Here is a 20,720-nt window from a genome sequence, read left to right as displayed (position 1 = left end):
CCGGATAGCTCGCGGCGTCCGGTGCGGTGCATCGCAAGGCGGAGCATCGCCCGCGTACTGGATGTACTCGGGTGATGCGACAACGCGGCGGTGGTGGCCCCTCCCGCGCGAGCGAAGCCGAGCGTGGGGGGAGCCGTGCCGGGCGTCGCGAGCCGGTGAACCTTTCCGGTCAGGCACTAGGCACAGCTGAAGCCTTGCGGATTCCTCAGGAAGGGCCCTGGGCCGGCCCCGCCACCCGGGTCACTGGTTCGTGCCGCGTCAGACGTACCGTCCCTCGAACCATGCGCGCACGGCGAGGGTGTGCAGGGGGAAGGCGAGTTCGGCCGGCCTGCGCAGCAGGTGCCATCCGTCGGTCTCGTCGGTGGCCGTCGAGGGCGGCAGTTCGGCGGCCGGGCGCTCCGGGAGGAGCCCGAACAGGAGCAGATGGCCGTCAGGGGAGCTCATCGCGTCGGCCAGCCGCACGTCGCGGGCCGCGGCCTCGATGCCGGTCTCCTCCCGGAGCTCGCGGACGACGGCGTGGCGCCAGTCCTCCCGGTGGTCGACGTAGCCGCCGGGCAGGGCGGCGCTGCCGCGCCCGGGAGGGATGGTTCTGGTGATGACGACGAGGGCGGTGCCCCGGGTGTCGTACACGGGCTGCAGGGCGACCGCGACGGGGAGCGGGTTGCGGTAGGCCACCGTGCCGCAGGCGGCACAGGTACGGGGCCAGCCGGAGACGTCTTCCCCGTAGGGCGCCCCGCAGCTCGAGCAGTGCGAGCCGGGTACCGGGTCGACGGGGCGGGCTTGAGAGTCGGACACGCCGCGGACTGTATCCGATCATCGAACGGACGTCTTCAGGGTGGTCGGACCGCGCACGAGGAGGGGCGGCCGGAACCACCCCCGTGGGCCCCGGCCGCCCCTCTCGATACTCCGACGCCGCAGAGCCGTGCGCGGTTCTCGGTGGGCACTGCCGATTTCGCGGAGCCCGTGGCACACTTCTGACGTTCCGTCAGATCCAGTGCCCGTGGAGGGATCTTGTCGCACACACGCACACCGGTGGTGACCGGCTGGTTCGCGGGCGAAGGAGACGATTTCCGGCTGCTCGGCACGCGCTGCGCGGCGTGCACGTCGGTGTTCTTCCCCAGAGAGGACACCTTCTGCCGCAACCCGGGGTGCGACGGGGGCGCGTTGAAGGAGGTGCCGTTGTCCCGGCGCGGGCGGATCTGGTCGTACACGGACAATCGATACCGGCCACCGGCGCCGTACGCCTCGGATCCGGACGTCGAGTGGCAGCCGTACACGTTGATCGCCGTGGAGCTCGCGGCGGAGCGGATCGTGGTGCTCGGACAGGGTGTGCCCGGGGTCACGGTGGACGATCTGGCCGTGGGCATGGAGGTCGAGGCCGTCCCGGGGGTGCTCAACGAGGACGCGAAGGCGACCTGGACGACGTGGCACTGGCGGCCGACGGGGGTGACGGCATGACGGGCGAGGTGGCGGTGCTCGGTGCCGGCATGCACCCCTGGGGCAAGTGGGGGCGCGGCTTCGTCGAGTACGGGGTCGCGGCCGCGCGGGCGGCGCTGGCCGATGCCGGAATCGGGTGGCGCGATGTCGGCTCGGTCGTCGGGGCGGACACCGTGCGCGGCGGATACCCCGGGTATGTGGCCGGGGCGACGTTCGCCCGGGCCCTCGGCTGGCAGGGTGCACGGGTAGCCAGCGTCTACGCGGCCTGCGCGTCCGGGGCACAGGCGATCGGTACGGCGCGTGCGCAGATCCTCGCGGGGCTGGCCGACGTGGTCCTGGTGGTGGGTGCCGACTCGGCGCCCAAGGGGTTCTTCCGCCCGGCGGACGGGGAGCGCCCCGACGATCCGGACTGGCTGCGTTTCCGCGTCCTCGGGGCGACGAACCCGGCCTACTTCGGGCTGTACGCGCGTCGCCGGATGGCGGTCCACGGAGACACACTCGAGGACTTCGCCCAGGTCAAGGTGAAGAACGCCGCCCTGGGCGCGCTGAATCCGAACGCCCGCTACCGCAAGCGGGTGACCGCCGAGGAGGTGGCGGAGTCCGCGGTGGTCGCCGATCCACTGCGACTGCTGGACATCTGCGCGACCTCGGACGGCGGGGCGGCGCTGGTGCTGTCCAGCATGGACTTCGCGCGGCGGCACGGCGCCGCGGACCCCGTACGGATCCGGGCGGTGTCCACCGTGACCCCCCGCTACCCCAGCACCGTGCTGGATCTCCCGGACATCGCGACGGACTCCGCGGTGTCCGTTGAGCCCCCGGCCCACACCTTCCGCGCCTCGGTCGCCCTGGCCGCGTACGAGGAGGCGGGCATCGGGCCCGAGGACCTCTCCCTGGCCGAGGTGTACGACCTCTCCACCGCGCTGGAACTGCAGTGGTACGAGGACCTGGGACTGTGCGGGGAGGGCGAGGCGGCGAAGCTGCTGCGGGAGGGCGCGACGGGGCCCGGCGGGCGGATACCCGTGAACACCAGCGGCGGGCTGGCCTCCTTCGGGGAGGCGGTACCGGCCCAGGCGATCGCCCAGGTGTGCGAGCTGACGTGGCAGCTGCGGGGGCAGGCCGGTGAGCGGCAGGTGCCGGGCGCCCGGGTGGGGATCACCGCGAACCAGGGGCTGTTCGGGCACGGATCGTCAGTGATCGCCGTACGGTGACGCGTCGTACGGTGACGGGCGCCGGCGTTCGCTCCAGGCGGGCCGCGACGCAGCCGCGCGGGCTGCGCAAAGCTCCTGCGGCGCGCCTGCGGATGACTGGCGGTGGCACTACCAGCTGTGGACCAACTGCCGCTGCGACTGCGGCTGCGGCTGCGGCTGCGGCTGCGGCTGCAAGCACACGCACCGTGATCGGCCCGATCACCTCCGTGCGCGCAGTACTCCGCGACGGGACGCTCTGCCATCACCCATGAGTGTGCGCCCGGGAAGGGTCCCGTCTCCGGAGGCGGTGTACACCTCGGCGACGTAAAATGCGATATGTAAACCGTCGTACGGGTTCGTGGTGATCCGTCACTCAGCCGAGCGCGGTTCACCGCAGTCCGTCATGTCCCCTTCGCGCATTCCAACCGTTTCCGTCCACGACCTTGACGACCCCTCAGTGCCGGTGAACACTTCCGGGTGTCAGTCGGCATCGCCGCACTCAAAGGCGCACTCGGGCTTGCGCCACTCCGGGCCCCGCCAGCTCTCAGGGCCGTCCCCCACGGGCGATTCGGCTGCAACGGCACGCTCGTCACCCAGGTCGGGCGGGGCGCGGGCCGTCCCGCCTCGGGGCCGAAGTGACCGGCACACCTGCACGGCACGGACGACCAGGGCAGAGGTCCCGGGCGAGGGCCTAGGAGAGCCGCCATGAGCAACGGAGACATCTTCTTCGGTGAGGTCATAGGGACCGCCATACTGATCCTGTTCGGCGCCGGTGTCTGCGCCGCGGTCACCCTCAGATTCTCGAAGGCCCGGGCCTCGGGCTGGATAGTCATCGCGTTCGGCTGGGGTTTCGGCGTCCTGGCCGGCGCGTACACCGCCGCCCCGCTGTCGGGCGGCCACATCAACCCGGCGGTCACCCTCGGGCTCGCGATCGACACGGAGGTATGGGACAAGGTCTGGGTCTACCTGCTGGGACAGATGGTCGGGGCGATGCTCGGCGCCGTCCTCGCGTACCTCGTCTACTTCGCCCAGTTCCAGGCCAACGTCCGCAAGGGCGGGACCACGGAGGGCACGGCGGAGGAACCGGTGCCGACGCTCGGCATCTTCTCGACCATCCCGGAGATCCGGAACCCGGTCGCCAACCTGATGACCGAGATCATCGCCACCGTCGCCCTGGTGCTGCCGCTCCTGGCCCTGGTCGGCAGCGACAGGCACGTCGAGGGCATCGGCATCGGGCAGATTGTGGGCCAGCCCGACGGCATCTACGGCTCCGGCATCGCGATCCTCCTGGTCGCATTCCTGGTCGTCGGCATCGGCCTCTCCCTGGGTGGCCCCACCGGATACGCGATCAACCCGGCACGTGACCTCGGTCCGCGCATCGTGCACCAGTTCCTGCCGATCCCGAACAAGGGCACCTCCGACTGGGGGTACGCCTGGATCCCGGTGGTGGGGCCGGCGGTCGGCGGAATCCTCGGGGGTCTCCTCTACACCGCAGCCTTCTGACCCAGCGACCGACCCAGCGACCAAGGGGTAGCCATGACGGACACCACCCAGAAGTACGTCGCCGCAATCGACCAGGGCACGACCTCCAGCCGCTGCATGATCTTCAACCAGGACGGCGCCATCGTCGCCGTCGACCAGCGCGAGCACCGTCAGATCTTCCCCAAGCCGGGCTGGGTGGAGCATGACGCCACCGAGATCTGGTCGAAGGTACAGGCGGTGGTGGCCGGCGCCCTCGCCAAGGCCGGACTGCGCGCCGACCAGCTCAGCGCGCTGGGCATCACCAACCAGCGCGAGACGACGGTCCTGTGGGACCGCGCCACCGGCAAGCCGGTGCACAACGCGATCGTCTGGCAGGACACCCGTACCGCCGCACTCTGTAACGAGCTGGGTGGCACCGACGGCCAGGACCGCTTCCGCGAACAGACCGGACTGCCGCTGGCCAGCTACTTCTCCGGTCCGAAGGCGGCCTGGCTGCTCGACAACGTGCCGGGGCTGCGGGAGCGGGCCGAGCGCGGCGAGCTCGCCTTCGGGACGATCGACTCCTGGCTCATCTGGAACCTGACCGGCGGCCCGGACGGCGGGCGCCACGTCACCGACGTCACCAACGCCGGCCGGACCATGCTGATGAACCTCGAGACACTGCAGTGGGACTCGTCGATCGCGTCCGCGATGAACGTCCCGGAAGCGATCCTCCCCGAGATCAAGTCGTCCTCGGAGGTGTACGGGACCGCCGTGGGCCAGCTCGCGGGCGTCCCCGTCGCCTCGGCGCTGGGCGACCAGCAGGCCGCGGTGTTCGGCCAGGCCTGCTACGACGTCGGCACGGCGAAGAACACCTACGGAACCGGCAGCTTCCTGCTGCTCAACACCGGCAACCGGCCCGTGCCGTCGAAGAGCGGACTGCTCACCACCATGGGCTACAAGATCGGCGAAGAGGCGGCGGTGTACTGCCTGGAGGGCGCGATCGCCATCACGGGCGCCCTGGTGCAGTGGTTCCGTGACCAGCTCGGCATCATCCGTACCGCCGAGGAGATCGAACCGCTGGCGGCGAGCGTCGAGGACAACGGCGGCGCCTACATCGTGCCGGCATTCTCGGGCCTGTTCGCACCGTACTGGCGCTCCGACGCCCGCGGAGTCATCACCGGGCTCACCCGCTACGTCACCAAGGCGCATCTCGCGCGCGCTGTGCTGGAGGCGACGAGCTGGCAGACCCGTGAGGTCGTCGACGCCATGTACCAGGACTCCGGCGTGCACATCACGAGCCTCAAGGTCGACGGTGGCATGGTCAAGAACAACCTGCTGATGCAGCACCAGGCGGATGTGCTCGACGTTCCGGTGACCCGGCCGAAGGTCTCCGAGACCACATCCCTGGGCGCCGCGTACGCGGCCGGGCTCGCCACCGGAGTGTGGAACGACCTCGACGAGCTGAAGTCGCACTGGCAGGAGGACGTCACCTGGACTCCGCAGATGGAACCCGCCATGCGCGACCGGGAGTACCGCAACTGGCACAAGGCGGTGGAGAAGAGCTTCGGCTGGGTCGAGGACCACGAACACTGACGACCGGACGAGTGAGGAGCACCGACCACGGACGACGACTGAGGAGCACCGACCACGGCCCGTACCCCGGTCGGCGGGGGTACGGGCCGGCCGGTGCTCAGGTACCGACGGTCGCGCGCCGGTCCGTCGCGTACGCCATGGCGTGCTCGACGACGCGGATCAGGACCTCCTTCGCGGACTCCTTCTTCCGTGCGTCGCAGAGCACGACGGGGACTCCGGGATCGAGGTCGAGGGCCTGACGGACGTCCTCGGCGGGGTAACGGGCGGCCCCGTCGAAGCAGTTGACGCCCACGATGAAGGGTATGGAACGCCGCTCGAAGTAGTCGACCGCGGCGAAGCAGTCCTCCAGGCGGCGGGTGTCGGCGAGTACGACGGCACCGAGGGCGCCGGTGGCCAGCTCGTCCCACAGGAACCAGAAGCGGTCCTGTCCGGGCGTCCCGAAGAGGTACAGCACCAGGTCCTCGCGGAGCGTGATGCGCCCGAAGTCCATGGCAACGGTGGTGGTGTGCTTGCCCTCCACCCCGCTGATGTCGTCGACCGGGCGGCCCGCCTCGGTGAGCAGTTCCTCGGTGCGCAGCGGCTTGATCTCGCTGACCGCGCCGACGAGGGTCGTCTTGCCCACGCCGAAACCGCCGGCCACGAGGATCTTCAGCGTGACGGGCTCGAGGGGAGCCTTGCCACGATCAGAACGCCCGAAGATCATCGATCTGTTCTCCTGCTTCCGTGGTGGTGCGCGGTGACGGGCCGTACCCGCCACCGCCGGGGGTTTCGACGACGAGTACGTCGCCTGGGCCGACGTCGGCCGAATCACTGCCGCCGAGCCGGGTGACCGTGCCGTCCGCGCGTTCCACGCGGTTGGCACCGAGTGCTCCGGGGGCTCCCCCCGCCATACCGTAGGGCGGGACCCGGCGGTGCTGGGAGAGGGTGGAGACCGTCATGGGTTCACGGAACCGGATGCGGCGCACCGCGCCGTCCCCGCCGGGCCATTGTCCCGCACCGCCGCTGCCCCGGCGCACGGCGAACTCCTCGAGCCGGACGGGCAGTCGCCACTCCAGCACCTCGGGGTCGGTGAGCCGGGAGTTGGTCATGTGGGTCTGGACGACGGGTGCGCCGGGGAAGCCGTCGCCCGCTCCGGAACCGGAGGCGACGGTCTCGTAGTACTGGTGGTGTTCGTTGCCGAAGGTGACGTTGTTCATGGTTCCGGAGCCCTCGGCCTGCACGCCCAGCGCCGCGTACAGGGCACCCGTGATGGCCTGTGAGGTCTCCACGTTTCCGGCGACGACGGCGGCCGGTGGCTCGGGGGCGAGCATCGAGCCGGGCGGGACGACGATCTTCAGCGGGCGCAGACAGCCGTCGTTGAGCGGGATGTCGTCGGCGACGAGGGTGCGGAAGACGTACAGGACGGCCGCGTTGACGACGGAGAGGGGGGCGTTGAAGTTGGTGTCGAGCTGCGCGGACGTCCCGGTGAAGTCGACCGTGGCGGAGCGGTTCTCGCGGTCCACGCGCACCCGGACGCGGATGACGGCGCCCGAGTCGGTCTCGTAGGCGTACTCGCCGTCGTCCAGGGCGTCGATGACGCGGCGGACCGCTTCCTCCGCGTTGTCCTGCACATGCTTCATGTACGCCTGGACGACGTCGAGGCCGAAGTTCTCGATCATCCGGGCGACTTCGTCGGCACCCTTCTGGTTGGCGGCGATCTGGGCGCGCAGGTCGGCCAGGTTGGTCTTCGGGTTGCGAGAGGGGTGGGGCGCCCCGGTGAGCTGCCGGAGTGTCTCCTCCTCGCGGAAGCGGCCGTTCTCGGCGAGCAGCCAGTTGTCGAAGAGGACGCCCTCCTCGTCGATGGTGCGGCTGTCCGCGGGCATGGATCCGGGGGCGATGCCGCCGATCTCCGCGTGGTGGCCGCGGGAGGCGACGTAGAACAGGACCCGCTCACCCTCCGTGTCGAACACCGGGGTGATCACGGTGACGTCGGGGAGGTGAGTGCCGCCGTGGTAGGGGTCGTTGACCGCGTAGGTGTCTCCCCTGCGCATGCCGGTGCCGCGGCGGCGGATGACCTCCTTGACGCTGGTGCCCATGGAGCCCAGGTGCACGGGGATGTGCGGGGCGTTGGCGACCAGGTTTCCGTCGGGGTCGAAGAGGGCGCAGGAGAAGTCCAGCCGTTCCTTGATGTTGACGGACTGGGCGGTGGACTCCAGCCGGGCGCCCATCTGTTCGGCGATCGACATGAACAGGTTGTTGAAGACCTCGAGGAGAACGGGATCCGCTTCCGTGTCGAGTTCGGAACTCTCCGTAACCGCCACACGTTCCATGACCAGATGCCCGTCGTCGCTCATCGCGGCGCGCCAGCCCTCGTCGACGACGGTGGTGGCGCTCGCCTCGGTGATGATCGCGGGTCCGGTGACGGTCTCGCCGGGCGGCAGCAGCTCGCGGCGGAAGAGGGGTACGTCGCGGCGGGAGCCGCCGGTGTGCAGGCGGACGGTCTCCGGGGCGGCGGGGGCTGAGGCGGGTGGGGCGAGGGCGGAGAGATCGGGGGGTTCGGTGAGACCGGTGGCTTCCACGGAGAGGGCTTCGACGACGACCGGACGGTCGAGGGTGAAGGAGTAGGTGGCGCGGTGGCGGTCTTCGAAGGCGCGGAGCATGGCGTCGGGCTCAGCGAGTTCCACGGTGAGGGCGGTGTCGGTGCCGTCGTAGCGCAGTTGGGCGCGGCGCACGACACGGATGCGGTCCTCGGGCACGTCCTCGGCGCGGAGTTCGGCGCGGGCGGCGCCCTCGAGGTCGTCGGCGGTCCTGCGGACGGCGGGCATCGAGGCGGGTTCCAGTGGGGCCTCGACGGACTGTTCGCGCATGGCGGTGGTGTCGGCGAGTCCGATGCCGAGGGCGGACAGCACACCGGCCATGGGGGGCACGAGGACGGTGCGGATGCCGAGCGAGTCGGCGACCATGCACGCGTGCTGGCCGCCCGCGCCGCCGAAAGTGGTGAGCGCGTAGCGGGTGATGTCGTGGCCCTTCTGTACCGAGATCCGCTTGACGGCCCCCGCGATGTTGGCGACCGCGATCTGGAGGTAGCCCTCGGCGACCTGCTCGGGGGTGCGGTCGTCGCCGGTCTGCTCGCGGATCTCGTGGGCGAGGGCGGTGAAGCGGTCGCGGACCAGGGTGTCGTCGAGGTGCTGGTCGCCGTCGGGGCCGAACACGCGGGGGAAGTGGGCGGGTTGGATCCGCCCGAGCATGACGTTGGCGTCGGTGACGGTGAGCGGGCCGCCACGCCGGTAGCAGGCGGGCCCCGGGTCCGCGCCCGCCGAGTCCGGCCCTACGCGGTAGCGGGAGCCGTCGAAGTGCAGGACCGAGCCGCCACCGGCGGCCACGGTGTGGATGTCGAGCATGGGCGCGCGCAGCCGGACTCCGGCGATCTGCGTGGTGAAGACGCGTTCGTACTCGCCCGCGAAGTGCGAGACGTCGGTGGAGGTGCCGCCCATGTCGAAGCCGATGACGCGGTCGAAGCCGGCGAGCTGGGACATGCGGGCCATTCCGACGATGCCGCCGGCGGGCCCGGAGAGGATGGCGTCCTTGCCGCGGAACTGCCCGGCTTCGGCCAGGCCACCGTTGGACTGCATGAACATCAGCCGGACACCCGTCAGGGCGTCCCCGACGTGCCGGATGTAGCGGCGCAGTACGGGCGAGAGGTAGGCGTCGACGACGGCTGTGTCCCCGCGCGGGACGAGCTTCATCAGGGGGCTGACCTCGCTCGAGAGCGAGATCTGCGGGAAGCCGATGCGTTCGGCGAGCTCGCCGACGGCACGCTCGTGGGCGGGGTGGAGGTGGCTGTGCATACAGACCACGGCGACCGCCCGGATCCCCGCGTCGTGGGCCTCGCGCAGGGGCCCGGCGAGGGCGTCGAGGTCGGGGGCGGTGAGGACGGTGCCGTCGGCGGCGATCCGTTCGTCGACCTCCACCACCCGTTCGTACAGCAGCTCGGGCAGGTCGATGCGGCGGGCGAAGATGTGCGGGCGGTTCTGGTAGGCGATGCGCAGGGCGTCCCGGAAGCCCCGGGTGATGACGAGGAGGGTGCGTTCGCCCTTGCGTTCGAGAAGGGCGTTGGTGGCGACGGTGGTGCCCATGCGGACGGAGTCGACCGGGAGGGGTGTGCCGGAGCCCGGTACCGGATCGCCCGCCTCGGCGAGGAGTTCGCGGATGGCCTCGACGGCGGCGTCGGCGATGGGGCTCCCCCCGTTCGGGCGGAGCCGGGAGTGGGAGAGGGCCGGGTTGTCGGAGAGGAGTTTGCGGGTGAGTATCCGGCCGTCCGGGAGCCGCGCGACGACATCGGTGAAAGTGCCGCCGCGGTCGACCCAGAACTGCCAGCCCGTGGTCACGTCCGTCTCCCCGATCGCGCTCCTTTGAGGACCCTGTCTGCGGTGATGGTGACCATCCGCAGATCGGTGGTCGACGATCGGTCAGATCATATCGGGAGGGTCGGCTCAGTGCCCCGTCCAGACCGGGCGGCGCTTCTCGGCGAACGCGCGCGGGCCTTCCAGGGCGTCCGCGGAGTCGAGGACGGCCCGGTAGCGGGGCAGACCGGGACCGCGGAGGGTGGTGAAGGCGTCCTCGACGCTCTGCCCCTCGGTGGCGCGGGCGATCTCCTTGACGGCGGCCACGGCGAGGGGCGCACTCCGGCAGATCCGCCGGGCCAGGGCGTGTGCGGTCGTGCGGAGCCGTTCGCCGGGGACGACCTGGTTGAGCAGTCCCCAGCGGGCGGCTTCGGGGGCGGTCAGCCGGCGGCCGGTGAGCAGCAGTTCGGTGGCGATCGCCCGGGGCAGGAGCCGGGGCAGCCGCAGTGCGCCACCGGAGTCGGGGACCAGACCGAGCGTCGCCTCGGTGAGGGCGAACTCGGCGTGGTCGGCGGCCACGATCAGGTCGGCGGCCAGGGCGAGCTCGAAACCGCCGCCCAGCGCGAGACCGTTGACGGCGGCGATGACGGGCTTGTCCAGGGCGAAGAACTCGGTCAGTCCGGCGAAACCGCCGGGGCCGTGGTCGGCGTCGACGGCCTCGCCGTTCACGGCGGCCTTCAGGTCCCACCCGGCGCAGAAGAACCGTTCGCCGGCGCCCGTGATGATGCCGACCCGCAGCTGCGGGTCGCTGTGCAGGCGGTGGAAGGCCGCGTAGAGCTCCCTGCTGGTGGCGACGTCGACGGCGTTCGCCTTCGGCCGGTCGAGGGTGATGACCAGGATGCCGTCGTCCGTGGTGCAGTGGACGGCGGGAGATGGGGGCGGGGTGGGGGCGGTGTCAGTCATGGGGTTGGGTCTTCCTCGGCCGGATCTTCCTCGGCCGGACGGCACAGTCGGATCAGTACGTCGGCGGCGCAGACCCCGGAGCCCTCCGGGAGGACGAGCAGTGGGTTGACGTCGAGTTCCTGCAGGTCGCCGGAGTGGTCATGGGCGTACTGCGCGATGGCGGCCACCGCGTCCATCACCGCCTCGGCATCGCCTCGGGGCCGGCCGCGGAAGCCGTCGAGGAGGGGCCGGATCCGCAGGGAGCCGAGTGCGGTGCGGATGTCGTCTCGGGAGGCCGGAAGGAGGACGGTCGACGCGTCGCGGAGCAGTTCGACCAGGATGCCTCCGGCGCCGAGGGTCAGCGCCGGGCCGAACTGGGGATCGCGGTGTACTCCGACGATCAGCTCCGCGACGGGTTCCCGCACCATGCGTTCGACGAGGAAGTGCTCCGGCAGTCCGCGCAGAAGCATGTCGGAGGCGGCGTGGCGCACCTGGTCGGCGTCCGTGAGGTTCAGGCGTACGGCTCCCGCCTCGGTCTTGTGGGTGAGGGTGGTCGAGACGGCTTTGAGGACGACGGGAAAGCCCAGTTCACGGGCGCGGTCCACCGCTTCGGCGGCGGTGCGGGCCTGGGCTCCGTCGGGGACGGCGATCCCCCGGGCGGCGAGGGCACGTTTGCCCTGCCACTCGTCCAGGGTGCGGGTCCGGCCGGCACTCGCCGGTGGCACGGCGGTCAGCGGGCGCATGGCGGAGGCCCGGGTCCGGGCGGCGCCGATGGCCGCGGCCGACGCGACGGCGTCCAGGCAGTCGCCGAGGCCCTGCATGGGGGCGATGCCCTCGGCCAGCAGCCGTGCGCCCGTCTCCTCCGGGAGACCTTCGGGAAGCGAGCTGACCAGGCATGTCGCCCGGCGTTCGGGCGCCCTGCGATGGGCAGTCACGAGCGCTTCCACGGCCGCGCGCCATGCCGTGCCGTCGTCGTTGTCCGCGGGGGAATCCGTGCGCGGCAGGTCGAGGACCAGTAGGTGGGCGTCCGCTTCGGCGCCCAGTACGGCCTCGTAGCACTCGGTCAGTGCGGGCCCGTCGCCCCAGATGTAGGTGTGGTAGTCGAGGGGGTTGGCGACGGTGACGTGGTCGCCCAGGACGGTGCGGAGCCGGGCGCCGACGTGGTCCGGGAGCTCCGGCAGGACCAGTCCGCGCGGCTGCGCCAGATCCGCCACCAGGGACGCCTCGCCGCCGGAGCAGCTCATCGACGCGACTCTCGCGCCGGGCAGGGCGCCGTGCACGGTCAGGAACTTCAGCGTCTCCAGCAGGCCCGGCAGGTCCCGGACCCTGGCCACGCCCAGCCGCCGGAAGAGTACGTCGTACAACGCGTCCGAACCGGTGAGCGAGCTGGTGTGGCTCAGTGCGGCCCGGGCGCCCTGCGGCGAGCTGCCCGCCTTGAGCGCGACCAGCGGAACGCGCCGGTGCAGGGCCTTCAGCGCGACCCGGGAGAAGCCCGCGACGTCGTCCAGGCCCTCGATGTGCAGTCCGATCGCGCTGACCCGTGGGTCGTCGAGCAGCCCCTCGACGATCTCGTGGAGCCCGAGAGCCGCGCCGTTGCCCACGGTGATGAGGTACGACAGCGGCAGCGAGCGACGTTGCATGGTGAGGTTGAGGCCGATGTTGCCGCTCTGAGTGATGATCGCGGGGCCGCGTTCCGTGCGGACGCCGCCGTGCCGGTCCGGCCAGAGCGCGGCGCCGTCCAGGTAGTTGAGTATGCCGTGACAGTTGGGGCCGATGACCGCCATCTCCCCTGCCGCCGCGACGAGTTGCCGCTGGAGCGCGACGCCGGGGCCGCCCGCCTCCGCGAACCCGGACGCGTAGCAGACCGCTCCGCCGGCGCCGCGGTGGGCGAGGGCCGCGACGACGTCGACGGTCGGCTCGCGCGGTACGGCGACGAAGCCGGCGTCGGGCGGCTCGGGCAGGGCGGCGGCGTCGGGGTAGCAGGGCAGTCCCTCGATCGTGCGGCGGGTGGGGTGTACGGGCCAGATCGCGCCGCCGAAGCCGATGCGCCGGCACTGGCGCACCACTTCGGCGGCGTGCCGGCCGCCGAAGACGGCGATGTGGCGGGGGGCGAGGAGGCGGCGGAGGTTGCGGGAGCGGGCGGCGGGGCCGGCATCCCGCTCGGCAGCCGCGGCGGCAGTGGCGACGGCGGCAGTGGCGGTGACAGCAGCAGAGGCGGCGGCAGTGGTGGTCTCCGTGCCTGGGGTGACCGAGGTCATCGCCGGGACTCCTCAGGCCCCGTGCGGGCGCAGCAATGCCCGCGAGATGATGTGGCGTTGGATCTCACTGGTGCCGTCCCAGATGCGTTCCACGCGGGCGTCGCGCCAGTGGCGTTCGATGGAGAGTTCCTGCATCAGGCCCATGCCGCCGCAGATCTGGACGGCGTGGTCGGTGATGCGGCCGAGGGCCTCTGAGGCGTGCAGCTTGGCCATGGCGGCGTCCTGATCGGTCATCCTGCCGCGGCTCAGCTTCCAGGCCGCCAGCAGGGTGAGCAGCTCGGCTGCCTCCAGGTCGGTGGCCATGTCGGCGAGTTTGAACCCGGTGCCCTGGAACCGGCCGATCGGCCGGCCGAACTGCTCGCGTTCGGCTGCCCAGCGCACGGTGGATTCCAGGACGCGTCGTCCGCGGCCGACGCTGGTGGCGGCGACGGTGAGCCGGCTGGCTCCCAGCCACTCCCCCATCAGCTCGAAACCCATGCCCTCCTCGCCGAGCAGCCGGTCCGCCGGGATCCGGCAGTCCGCGAAGGAGAGTTCGCACTGGTGGTAGCCGCGGTGCGAGACACAGCCGGAGCCGCGGCGCACGTCGAGGCCGGGGGTTCCCTTGTCGACGAGGAAGGCACTGATGCGGTTGCGCGGCCCGCGCGGGCCGTCGTCGGTTCCGGTGACCGCGAAGAGGATGACGAAGTCGGCGGTGTCGGCGTGGCTGATGAAGTGCTTGGTGCCGTTGATCACCCAGTCACCGCCCGAGCGCCGGGCGTGGGTGCGCATGGACCGCACGTCCGAGCCGGCGCCGGGTTCGGTCATGGCGAGGCAGTCGTGGCGTTCGCCGCGGACCGTGGGCAGGAGGTAGGTCTCGATCTGGTCGCCGGCACAGCCCTGGAGGATGTTGCTGGGGCGGGCGACCAGCATCTGCAACGCGTAGGAGGCGCGCCCGAGTTCGCGTTCGGCGAGGGTGAGCGAGATCGGGTCGAGTCCACCGCCGCCGAGTTCTTCGGGCATGTTGGCGGCGTACAGCCCGGCGTCGATGGCCTTCTTACGGATCTGGGCGGCCAGTTCGGCGGGGACGTCGTCGAGGCGTTCGACCTCGTCCTCGTACGGGTGGAGTTCGTTCTCGACGAAGGCACGGACGGTGTCGACGACGAGGTCCTGTTCGGGGGTGAGTCCGAAGTCCATGGGTTCTCCTGGGGCCTGTCCGGAGTTTCCCGTCGTCCGTGCGAAGCGCGGCGACGCGGCGTTCGGTGTGTGCGAGCGGCGAGCGGCGAGCGGCGTTCGGTGTGTGCGAGCGGCGAGCGGCGTCTCGGGTCCTGTGGGCGGACACACCAGTCCTGCGGCGCCGTGCGGCGAGCGTGCGTGCCGAACGCCGCGTCGCAGGCGGCGAACTCCGGACCGTCCTAGGACGAGGGCTGTCGGCGTGGGATGCCCATGACGTGGCCCACCGCCTCCGGTACCGGCAGTTGTGCGTGGGCCGCCTTCACGGAGCGCAGGCGTCGGGCGAGTTCCGGTGGGAAGGGCGACACGCGTCCGGCCTTCGTGTCGACGTGCAGGAGCATCTGCTCAGCCGTGGCGAGCAGCGCCCCGGAGTTCTCGTGGTACATCGCGTGGAAGAGGTGCAGTCGCTTCTCGTCGGCGTCGAGGAGCCGAAGCGTGAGCCGCAAGGGGTCCCCCTCGCTCGCCTCACCGAGGTGACGCAGATGGGTCTCGGCCGTGTAGAGGGAGTGCCCCGCGGCACGGTAGGCCTCGTCCACGCCGACCCAGCGGAAGAAGGCGTCGGATCCGTCGCCGAAGATCAGCAGGAAGCAGGACTCGCTGAGGTGACCGTTGTAGTCCACCCACGCCCGGGCGACCGTGGTGCGGTGCAGGTCCAGCGGAGCCGGGATCGGGGCCTTGGGGTCCCAGCCGCCGTGACCCCGGCCCTCGTAAGGGGTGACGATGCCGTGGCTCATGGCCGCACCGCCTCGGTGCTCGCCGGTCGGACCGGGCGGTGGCGCCGAGGCTCCCGGAGGAGACCGGCCGCGGACGGGAGGACGATGGTCATCGGCTTTCGTGCCCTCCGTGGCGGAGCTCGGAGCCGTGCCCCGGCGTGTCCTTCAGCAACCGCCGCGTGTAGGCCGCCGCCGGCCGGTCCAGGACCTCCGCCGTCTCCCCCTCCTCGACGATCCGGCCGTCCGAGAGCACGGCGACGCGGGTCGCCAGCGAACGCACCAGCGCGAGATTGTGGGTGACGAACAGCATCGACAGCCCGCGGCTCTCCCGCAGTTCCTGCAACAGCGTCACGATCGACGCCTGCACGGAGACGTCGAGCGCGGACGTCACCTCGTCGCAGATCAGCAGTTCGGGCTCGCAGGCCAGGGCCCGGGCGATGGCGACCCGCTGGCGTTCGCCGCCCGAGAGCCGCTCCGGCCGCAGGTCGTGCAGGGCGGGCGGGAGCATCACCTGGCCGAGCAGTTCGTGCACGCGCCGGGTGGCGTCCGCGCCCCGCGCCAGGCCGAACAGTTCCAGCGGCCGGCGGATGATCTGCCCCACCGTCATCCGGGGGTTCAGGGCGAGATAAGGGTTCTGGAAGACGTACTGGACCGCCTTGCGCATCTCACGGCTGCGCCGTCGAGCTCCGGGTGGCAGCGTTTCCCCACGGAAGGTGATGGTTCCGTCGAACTCCTCGTGCAGTCCGCCGATGCACCGGGACAGCGTCGACTTGCCGCTTCCGGACTCCCCGACGACGGCCACGCATTCGTTGCGGCCGACCTCCAGGTCCAGTCCGTGCAGGATCGGCCGGGAGCCGTAGCGGGCGGAGAGGTCCCGTACGCGGAGCACCGGTTCGGGCCGCTGCGCGGAACCGGCGGAACCGTCGGGGGAGGCCACGGTGAAGCCCAGGGGCTGGGCGCGGACGTGGCCGGCGCGGCGGCAGCGGGCCAGCACCTCGGAGTCGTCGATCGTGACCAGCGCCGGCTCCGCGTCCGTGCACTCCGGTTCGCGGAACGCGCAACGGTCGTGGAAGCGGCAGCCGGAAGGACGGCGGCCGGGCGAGGGGGCGCTGCCGGGGATGCCCTCGAGGACACGGGGTTCGGTGACGCTGGGGACCGCCGCGAGCAGGGCGCGGGTGTAGGGGTGGGCCGGGGCCCGGAAGATCCGCTCGCGAGGGCCGGTCTCGACTATCCGGCCCGCGTACATCACCGCGACCCGGTGGGCGAACTCGGCGACCACCGCGAGGTCGTGGGTGACGTACACGGCGGCCACGGCGTGCCGCGCGCACAGGTCGCGGACGGTGGCGAGGACATGGGCCTGGGTGGTGACGTCGAGTCCGGTGGTCGGCTCGTCCAGGACCAGCACCCTCGGCCGGAGGGTGAACGCCATGGCGAGGGCGACGCGTTGCAGCTGGCCCCCGGAGAGCTGGTGGGGGTAGCGGCGCAGGAACTCGTCGTCGTCGGGCAGGGCGACCTCGGCGAGTACCTGCCGGACCCGGGCCGTGCGTTCGGCGGGTGTGCCGGCGTGGTGGACGTCGAGCACCTCGCGGATCTGGCGGCCGATCCGCATCACGGGGTTCAGGGACGCCGAGGGGTCCTGGGGTACGTAGGCGACCTCGGAGCCGCGCCGCTTCCTGACCTCAGCGGGGGTTGCGGCGAGCAGGTCGCGGCCGTCGAGAACGACGGTCCCGGCGTCGATGCGGGCGCCGCGCCGGGTGTGCGCGAGCAGGGCGGTGGCCAGGGTGGTCTTCCCGCTGCCGGACTCGCCCACCAGGGCGAGGATCTCGCCCTCGGCGACGTCGAAGGCGATGTCGTCGACGACGTCGGGTCCGCCGCGGCCGAGGACGACCCGCAGTCCGGTGACCGAACAGGCGGGGAGCGGGGTCTTCGTGACGCTCATGAGCTCGCTCCCTCGGTGTGGTCGGCTCCGGCGGCCGCCCGGGAGATCCCGTCGGCGATGAGGTTGGTGCCCAGGGCGAGCACCGCGATGGCGAGGACGGGGGCGAGGATCGCCCAGGGCTGTACGGCGAGCGCCAGCCGGTTCTCGTTGATCATCAGTCCCCAGTCGGCGGCGCTGGGGTCGGAGGCGAAGCCGAGGAAGCCGATGGAGGCCACGAGTCCGACGGAGTACGTCAGGCGCAGCCCGAGTTCGGCGAGGAGGGGCGCGGACATGTTGGGGAGGAGTTCACGCAGCAGGATGCGGGTGCGGCTCTCGCCGAGCGTCTCGGCGGACTGGACGAACTCGCGGGTGGCGAGTCCCGTCGTCATGCCGCGGGTGAGGCGGGCGACGCGCGGCGCGTGGGAGACGCCGACGACGACCACGACCAGCCAGCGTTCCGGGCCCGCCACCGACAGCAGCACCAGCACGAGCACGATCTGCGGAAAGGCGAGGATGACGTCGCAGACCCGCATGATGACCTCGTCGGCCCAGCCCCTGGCGTATCCGGCGGCGAGACCGGCCGCGACGCCCAGGACCATGCCGAGCAGGGTGGCGAGGACCGCGGTGACGACGACCCAGGTGCCGCCCGCGAGGAGCCGGCTCCAGACGTCCTGGCCCAGGTAGTCGGTGCCCAGGAGGGTGGCGGGGGCGGAGTCCGAGTACGGGGCGCCGACGATGTCGTTCTCGCCGTGCGGGGCGAGGAACGGGCCGAGGAAGGCGACACCCGTGACGAGGGTGGTGAGCGCTCCGCCGACCCAGGTCCGGCCGGAGGCCAGTGCGCCGCGCAGCCTGGGGCGCCGGGCGGCCGGCGCGGCCGCGATCCCGGCCGTCGCCTTGCGTGGTACCTCGAAGACGGCCATCACCGCACCCCCGTCCGGAGCTTGGGCGTCACCAGAATGGTCAGGACGTCCGCGATCAGGTTGACCACGACGTAGACGGCGGCGATCAGCAGGGCCAAGGCCTGGATCACCGGGACGTCCCGGTTGCGCACCGCGTCGACGAGAGCGGTGCCGATGCCGGGGTAGAGGAAGAGGCTCTCGACGACCACGACTCCCCCGGCGAGCCAGGCCAGTTGGAGGGCCATCACCTGGATGGCGGGGACGACGGCGTTGCCGAGCGCGTGCCGGGCGACGGCCGACCATTCGGGTACGCCCTTGAGTCGCGCCATGTCCACGTAATCGCTCTCCAGTACCTCGATGAGGCTCGCGCGGAGGATGCGGGCGACGTACGGGACGACGGCCAGGGCGAGGGTGGCGACCGGCAGGATCATGACGACGGGGTCGGTCCAGGGGCTGCCGGTCCAGGAGACGGCCACGGAGGGCAGCCAGGTGAGCACCACGGTGGAGAAGAGCGTGACCAGGAGGATGCCGATGACGAACTCCGGGAGCGCGGCCGTGGTGAGCAGGGCGACCTGGAGGACGTTGTCCGTGGCGCTGTCACGGCGGCGGGCGGAGACGAGGGCGATCACCGCCGAGACCGGGGCGATGATCACGGCGGAGACGGCGACCAGGACCGTACTGTTGACGATCTTCCCGCCGATCAGCGCGGAGACCGGGCCCTTTGTCGCCAGGGAGGTACCGAAGTCGCCGGTGAGGACGCCGCCGAGCCACGACACGTACTGGCGGACGGCGGACCGGTCGAGGCCGAGTTCGGTGCGCAGGGCGGCGAGGCGTTCCGGGGTTGCGGACCGGCCGAGGATGGCCCGGGCGGGGTCGCCCAGGAAGTGGGTGGCGGCGAAGACGAGGAGGGAGATCAGCCAGAGGGTGATCAGGGCGAGGCCGATGCGGCGCAGCAGCCAGCGCGTCCATGCGCGTACGGCGGGGCGTGCCTCACGACGACGGGACATGATCGTCGCGGGTACCGCCGCGGCCTCAGCCGCTGACCGAGACATTGCGGAACTCGTAGTTCGAGAGCGGGAGGTTGCGGTTGGCGGTGAAGCCGGTGACGTTGGCGGCGTAGGCGTCGACCTGGTTCTTGAACCCCCAGATGATGTGTCCGCCGCGGTCGTACTCGGTCCGCTGTGCGGCTTTCAGGAGTTCGTTGCGTTTGCTCGCGTCGGATTCGCGGCGGGCCCGGTCCATGAGGGTGTTGAACTCCGCATCGTTCCAATGTGTCTCGTTGTACGGGGAGGTCTTGAGGGACCCGGCGTCCACCTGGGGCAGGTAGTTGCGGGTGAACCAGTAGTCCTGGGCGAAAGGCCAGCTCAGATAGCGGTCGCCGTAGAAGGTGGCGGAGTCGGTGATGCGGACCTTGACCTTCACCCCGGCGCCCTTGGCCTGCTGGGCGAAGAGCTGAGCGGCCTCGATGGCGCCGGAGCCGATGCCGCCGGAGGTGACGAGTTCGACGGTGAGGTTCTCCTGCCCGGCGGCCTTGAGCAGGGACCTGGCCCGGCCGAGGTCCTGGTGGCGTTGGGGCAGGTCGCTGTTGTAGGCGACGTCGAAGGGGGCGTAGAGGTCGTTGCCGACGCGGCCCTGGCCGCCGAGGACCTGCTTGACCATCTGGGGCCGGTCGACGATCAACCGGAACGCCTGCCGGACCCGTACGTCCTTGAAGGGCGGGGTGTCGACGCGCATGGTGATCGGGTTCCAGGAGCCGGTCTCGGAGATCAGGACCTGGCCACCCTGTTTCTCGATCATGTCGATGTAGGCGGGCGGGAGGTTGTCGATGGCGTGGATCTGCGCGCTGAGCAGGGAGTTGATCTTCGCGGTGTCGTCGGGGAAGTCGATGATGTGCAGTTCGTCGAGGTGGGCGGGCCGCCGCCAGTAGCCGTCGAAGCGGGTGAACGCGGAGCGGTCCCCTGGGGCGAAGGACTTGTACGCGAAGGGCCCGGTGCCCACGGGTTTCCGCAGGTCGAAGTCCTCGGGGACGATGCCGAGGCTGTACTGCGCCAGCAGGTCCTTCAGCAGCGCGTACGGGTGTTTCAGCGGAATCTCGACGGTGGTGGCGTCCACCCTGCGCAGGCGGCCCGCGTCGACGACCGAGAGGCTGGTGGCTCCGGCGGTGGGGGCCTTGGGGTCGACAATGCGGCGCAGGGTCGCGATGACATCGCGGGCGTCGAGGGTCTTGCCGTTGTGGAACTCGACGCCGGCGCGGAGCCTGAGCAGCCAGGTCCTGCCGTCCTTGGACGGTTCCAGTGACTCGGCGAGGAAAGGTTTCAGGCGGTAGGCGGCATCGTGGTGGAAGAGCGGTTCGTACAGGTTCACGACGCGTGCCTGGTCGGGGTACGAGAGCGGGTTGTGCGGGTCGAGGGTGTCCTTGGCGCTGCCGCCGCTGACGCCGACTCGGAGCACCCCGCCGCGCACTGGTCGGCCGGCGGCCGGGGCGACACGGTTCGGTGAGCACGCGGACAGCAGGCCCGCGGCCGGAACGGAGGCGGCGAGCAGGGCGCCTCCGCGAAGGAGATCCCTGCGCTTCATCGCGTGGGGGGTCGCGGGGGGAGGGGAGTGGGTTTCTGGCATGGCTGGCCTCGCCTTCAGAAGCGAAGTTGTTCATATGACGCGATGGCCGCACGGATGCTGAGAAGATAGGGACAGCGTTCAAGTCGGTCAAGGGGTGGAATCCTGTTCGCGGCGCCGCCGAACGCCCAGCACGGGCGGGCGGTGGGCGCCGGGACCCCA

15 protein-coding genes are annotated in these 20,720 nt (G+C 71.3%); 4 read left to right on the top strand and 11 right to left on the bottom strand.

Annotated features, from left to right (window positions below; genetic code table 11):
* Positions 1 to 258: 258 nt before the first annotated feature.
* Positions 259 to 795: an NUDIX domain-containing protein gene (locus EF387_RS23075; RefSeq protein ID WP_128378491.1), complete on the bottom strand. Its 537-nt coding sequence runs from the start codon at positions 793 to 795 to the stop codon at positions 259 to 261.
* Between the two features lie 237 nt (positions 796 to 1,032).
* Between EF387_RS23075 and EF387_RS23070 the strand changes: the two genes are divergently transcribed.
* The 4 genes from EF387_RS23070 to glpK all read left to right on the top strand — a co-directional run bounded on the left by EF387_RS23070 (position 1,033) and on the right by glpK (position 5,681).
* Entirely contained in the window at positions 1,033 to 1,458 is a 426-nt protein-coding gene (locus EF387_RS23070) for a Zn-ribbon domain-containing OB-fold protein (protein WP_128378593.1), read from the top strand.
* Complete coding sequence (locus EF387_RS23065; RefSeq protein WP_128378490.1) at positions 1,455 to 2,645, top strand: lipid-transfer protein; 1,191 nt, start codon at positions 1,455 to 1,457, stop codon at positions 2,643 to 2,645. The genes EF387_RS23070 and EF387_RS23065 overlap by 4 nt, the downstream gene beginning before the upstream one ends.
* A gap of 684 nt (positions 2,646 to 3,329) precedes the next feature.
* Complete coding sequence (locus tag EF387_RS23060; RefSeq protein WP_128378489.1) at positions 3,330 to 4,127, top strand: MIP/aquaporin family protein; 798 nt, start codon at positions 3,330 to 3,332, stop codon at positions 4,125 to 4,127.
* Between the two features lie 33 nt (positions 4,128 to 4,160).
* Positions 4,161 to 5,681: a glycerol kinase GlpK gene (gene glpK, locus EF387_RS23055; protein ID WP_128378488.1), complete on the top strand. Its 1,521-nt coding sequence runs from the start codon at positions 4,161 to 4,163 to the stop codon at positions 5,679 to 5,681.
* A gap of 97 nt (positions 5,682 to 5,778) precedes the next feature.
* Here glpK and EF387_RS23050 read toward each other — a convergent pair whose 3' ends face one another.
* The 10 genes from EF387_RS23050 to EF387_RS23005 all read right to left on the bottom strand — a co-directional run bounded on the left by EF387_RS23050 (position 5,779) and on the right by EF387_RS23005 (position 20,519).
* Positions 5,779 to 6,384, bottom strand: a complete 606-nt coding sequence (locus tag EF387_RS23050) for a GTP-binding protein (RefSeq protein WP_128378487.1) — start codon at positions 6,382 to 6,384, stop codon at positions 5,779 to 5,781.
* A complete protein-coding gene (locus EF387_RS23045; protein WP_128378486.1) occupies positions 6,365 to 10,048 on the bottom strand; it encodes a hydantoinase B/oxoprolinase family protein in 3,684 nt (1,227 codons plus the stop codon). Before EF387_RS23045 ends, EF387_RS23050 begins: the two co-directional genes overlap by 20 nt.
* A 105-nt stretch (positions 10,049 to 10,153) precedes the next feature.
* A complete protein-coding gene (locus EF387_RS23040) occupies positions 10,154 to 10,966 on the bottom strand; it encodes an enoyl-CoA hydratase-related protein (RefSeq protein WP_128378485.1) in 813 nt (270 codons plus the stop codon).
* Positions 10,963 to 13,203: an acetate--CoA ligase family protein gene (locus EF387_RS23035; RefSeq protein WP_128378484.1), complete on the bottom strand. Its 2,241-nt coding sequence runs from the start codon at positions 13,201 to 13,203 to the stop codon at positions 10,963 to 10,965. The genes EF387_RS23040 and EF387_RS23035 overlap by 4 nt, the downstream gene beginning before the upstream one ends.
* Positions 13,204 to 13,215: 12 nt before the next feature.
* Entirely contained in the window at positions 13,216 to 14,376 is a 1,161-nt protein-coding gene (locus tag EF387_RS23030) for an acyl-CoA dehydrogenase family protein (RefSeq protein ID WP_128378483.1), read from the bottom strand.
* A 218-nt stretch (positions 14,377 to 14,594) separates the two neighbouring features.
* Positions 14,595 to 15,146, bottom strand: a complete 552-nt coding sequence (locus EF387_RS23025; protein WP_128378482.1) for a thioesterase family protein — start codon at positions 15,144 to 15,146, stop codon at positions 14,595 to 14,597.
* Between the two features lie 88 nt (positions 15,147 to 15,234).
* Entirely contained in the window at positions 15,235 to 17,064 is a 1,830-nt protein-coding gene (locus tag EF387_RS23020; RefSeq protein ID WP_128378481.1) for an ABC transporter ATP-binding protein, read from the bottom strand.
* Positions 17,061 to 17,963, bottom strand: a complete 903-nt coding sequence (locus EF387_RS23015) for an ABC transporter permease (RefSeq protein WP_128378480.1) — start codon at positions 17,961 to 17,963, stop codon at positions 17,061 to 17,063. Before EF387_RS23015 ends, EF387_RS23020 begins: the two co-directional genes overlap by 4 nt.
* Positions 17,963 to 18,949, bottom strand: a complete 987-nt coding sequence (locus EF387_RS23010) for an ABC transporter permease (RefSeq protein WP_128378479.1) — start codon at positions 18,947 to 18,949, stop codon at positions 17,963 to 17,965. Before EF387_RS23010 ends, EF387_RS23015 begins: the two co-directional genes overlap by 1 nt.
* 25 nt (positions 18,950 to 18,974) lie before the next feature.
* Positions 18,975 to 20,519, bottom strand: a complete 1,545-nt coding sequence (locus tag EF387_RS23005) for an ABC transporter substrate-binding protein (RefSeq protein ID WP_128378478.1) — start codon at positions 20,517 to 20,519, stop codon at positions 18,975 to 18,977.
* Positions 20,520 to 20,720: the final 201 nt, after the last annotated feature.

This window comes from Streptomyces cavernae, from assembly GCF_004023625.1.
GTDB lineage: Bacteria > Actinomycetota > Actinomycetes > Streptomycetales > Streptomycetaceae > Streptomyces > Streptomyces cavernae.
Note: the sequence above shows the minus strand (reverse complement) of the source record. Positions and strands in the feature narration are given on the sequence as shown.

What these genes read in the sequence shown, in the direction of transcription:
- EF387_RS23035 (WP_128378484.1), bottom strand. Translation starts at nt 13,203, where the DNA reads ATGACCTCGGTCACCCCAGGCACGGAGACCACCACTGCCGCCGCCTCT.
- EF387_RS23060 (WP_128378489.1), top strand. Translation starts at nt 3,330, where the DNA reads ATGAGCAACGGAGACATCTTCTTCGGTGAGGTCATAGGGACCGCCATA.
- EF387_RS23030 (WP_128378483.1), bottom strand. Translation starts at nt 14,376, where the DNA reads ATGGACTTCGGACTCACCCCCGAACAGGACCTCGTCGTCGACACCGTC.
- EF387_RS23010 (WP_128378479.1), bottom strand. Translation starts at nt 18,949, where the DNA reads ATGTCCCGTCGTCGTGAGGCACGCCCCGCCGTACGCGCATGGACGCGC.
- EF387_RS23025 (WP_128378482.1), bottom strand. Translation starts at nt 15,146, where the DNA reads ATGAGCCACGGCATCGTCACCCCTTACGAGGGCCGGGGTCACGGCGGC.
- EF387_RS23005 (WP_128378478.1), bottom strand. Translation starts at nt 20,519, where the DNA reads ATGAAGCGCAGGGATCTCCTTCGCGGAGGCGCCCTGCTCGCCGCCTCC.
- EF387_RS23020 (WP_128378481.1), bottom strand. Translation starts at nt 17,064, where the DNA reads ATGAGCGTCACGAAGACCCCGCTCCCCGCCTGTTCGGTCACCGGACTG.
- EF387_RS23050 (WP_128378487.1), bottom strand. Translation starts at nt 6,384, where the DNA reads ATGATCTTCGGGCGTTCTGATCGTGGCAAGGCTCCCCTCGAGCCCGTC.
- EF387_RS23015 (WP_128378480.1), bottom strand. Translation starts at nt 17,963, where the DNA reads ATGGCCGTCTTCGAGGTACCACGCAAGGCGACGGCCGGGATCGCGGCC.
- EF387_RS23065 (WP_128378490.1), top strand. Translation starts at nt 1,455, where the DNA reads ATGACGGGCGAGGTGGCGGTGCTCGGTGCCGGCATGCACCCCTGGGGC.
- glpK (WP_128378488.1), top strand. Translation starts at nt 4,161, where the DNA reads ATGACGGACACCACCCAGAAGTACGTCGCCGCAATCGACCAGGGCACG.
- EF387_RS23040 (WP_128378485.1), bottom strand. Translation starts at nt 10,966, where the DNA reads ATGACTGACACCGCCCCCACCCCGCCCCCATCTCCCGCCGTCCACTGC.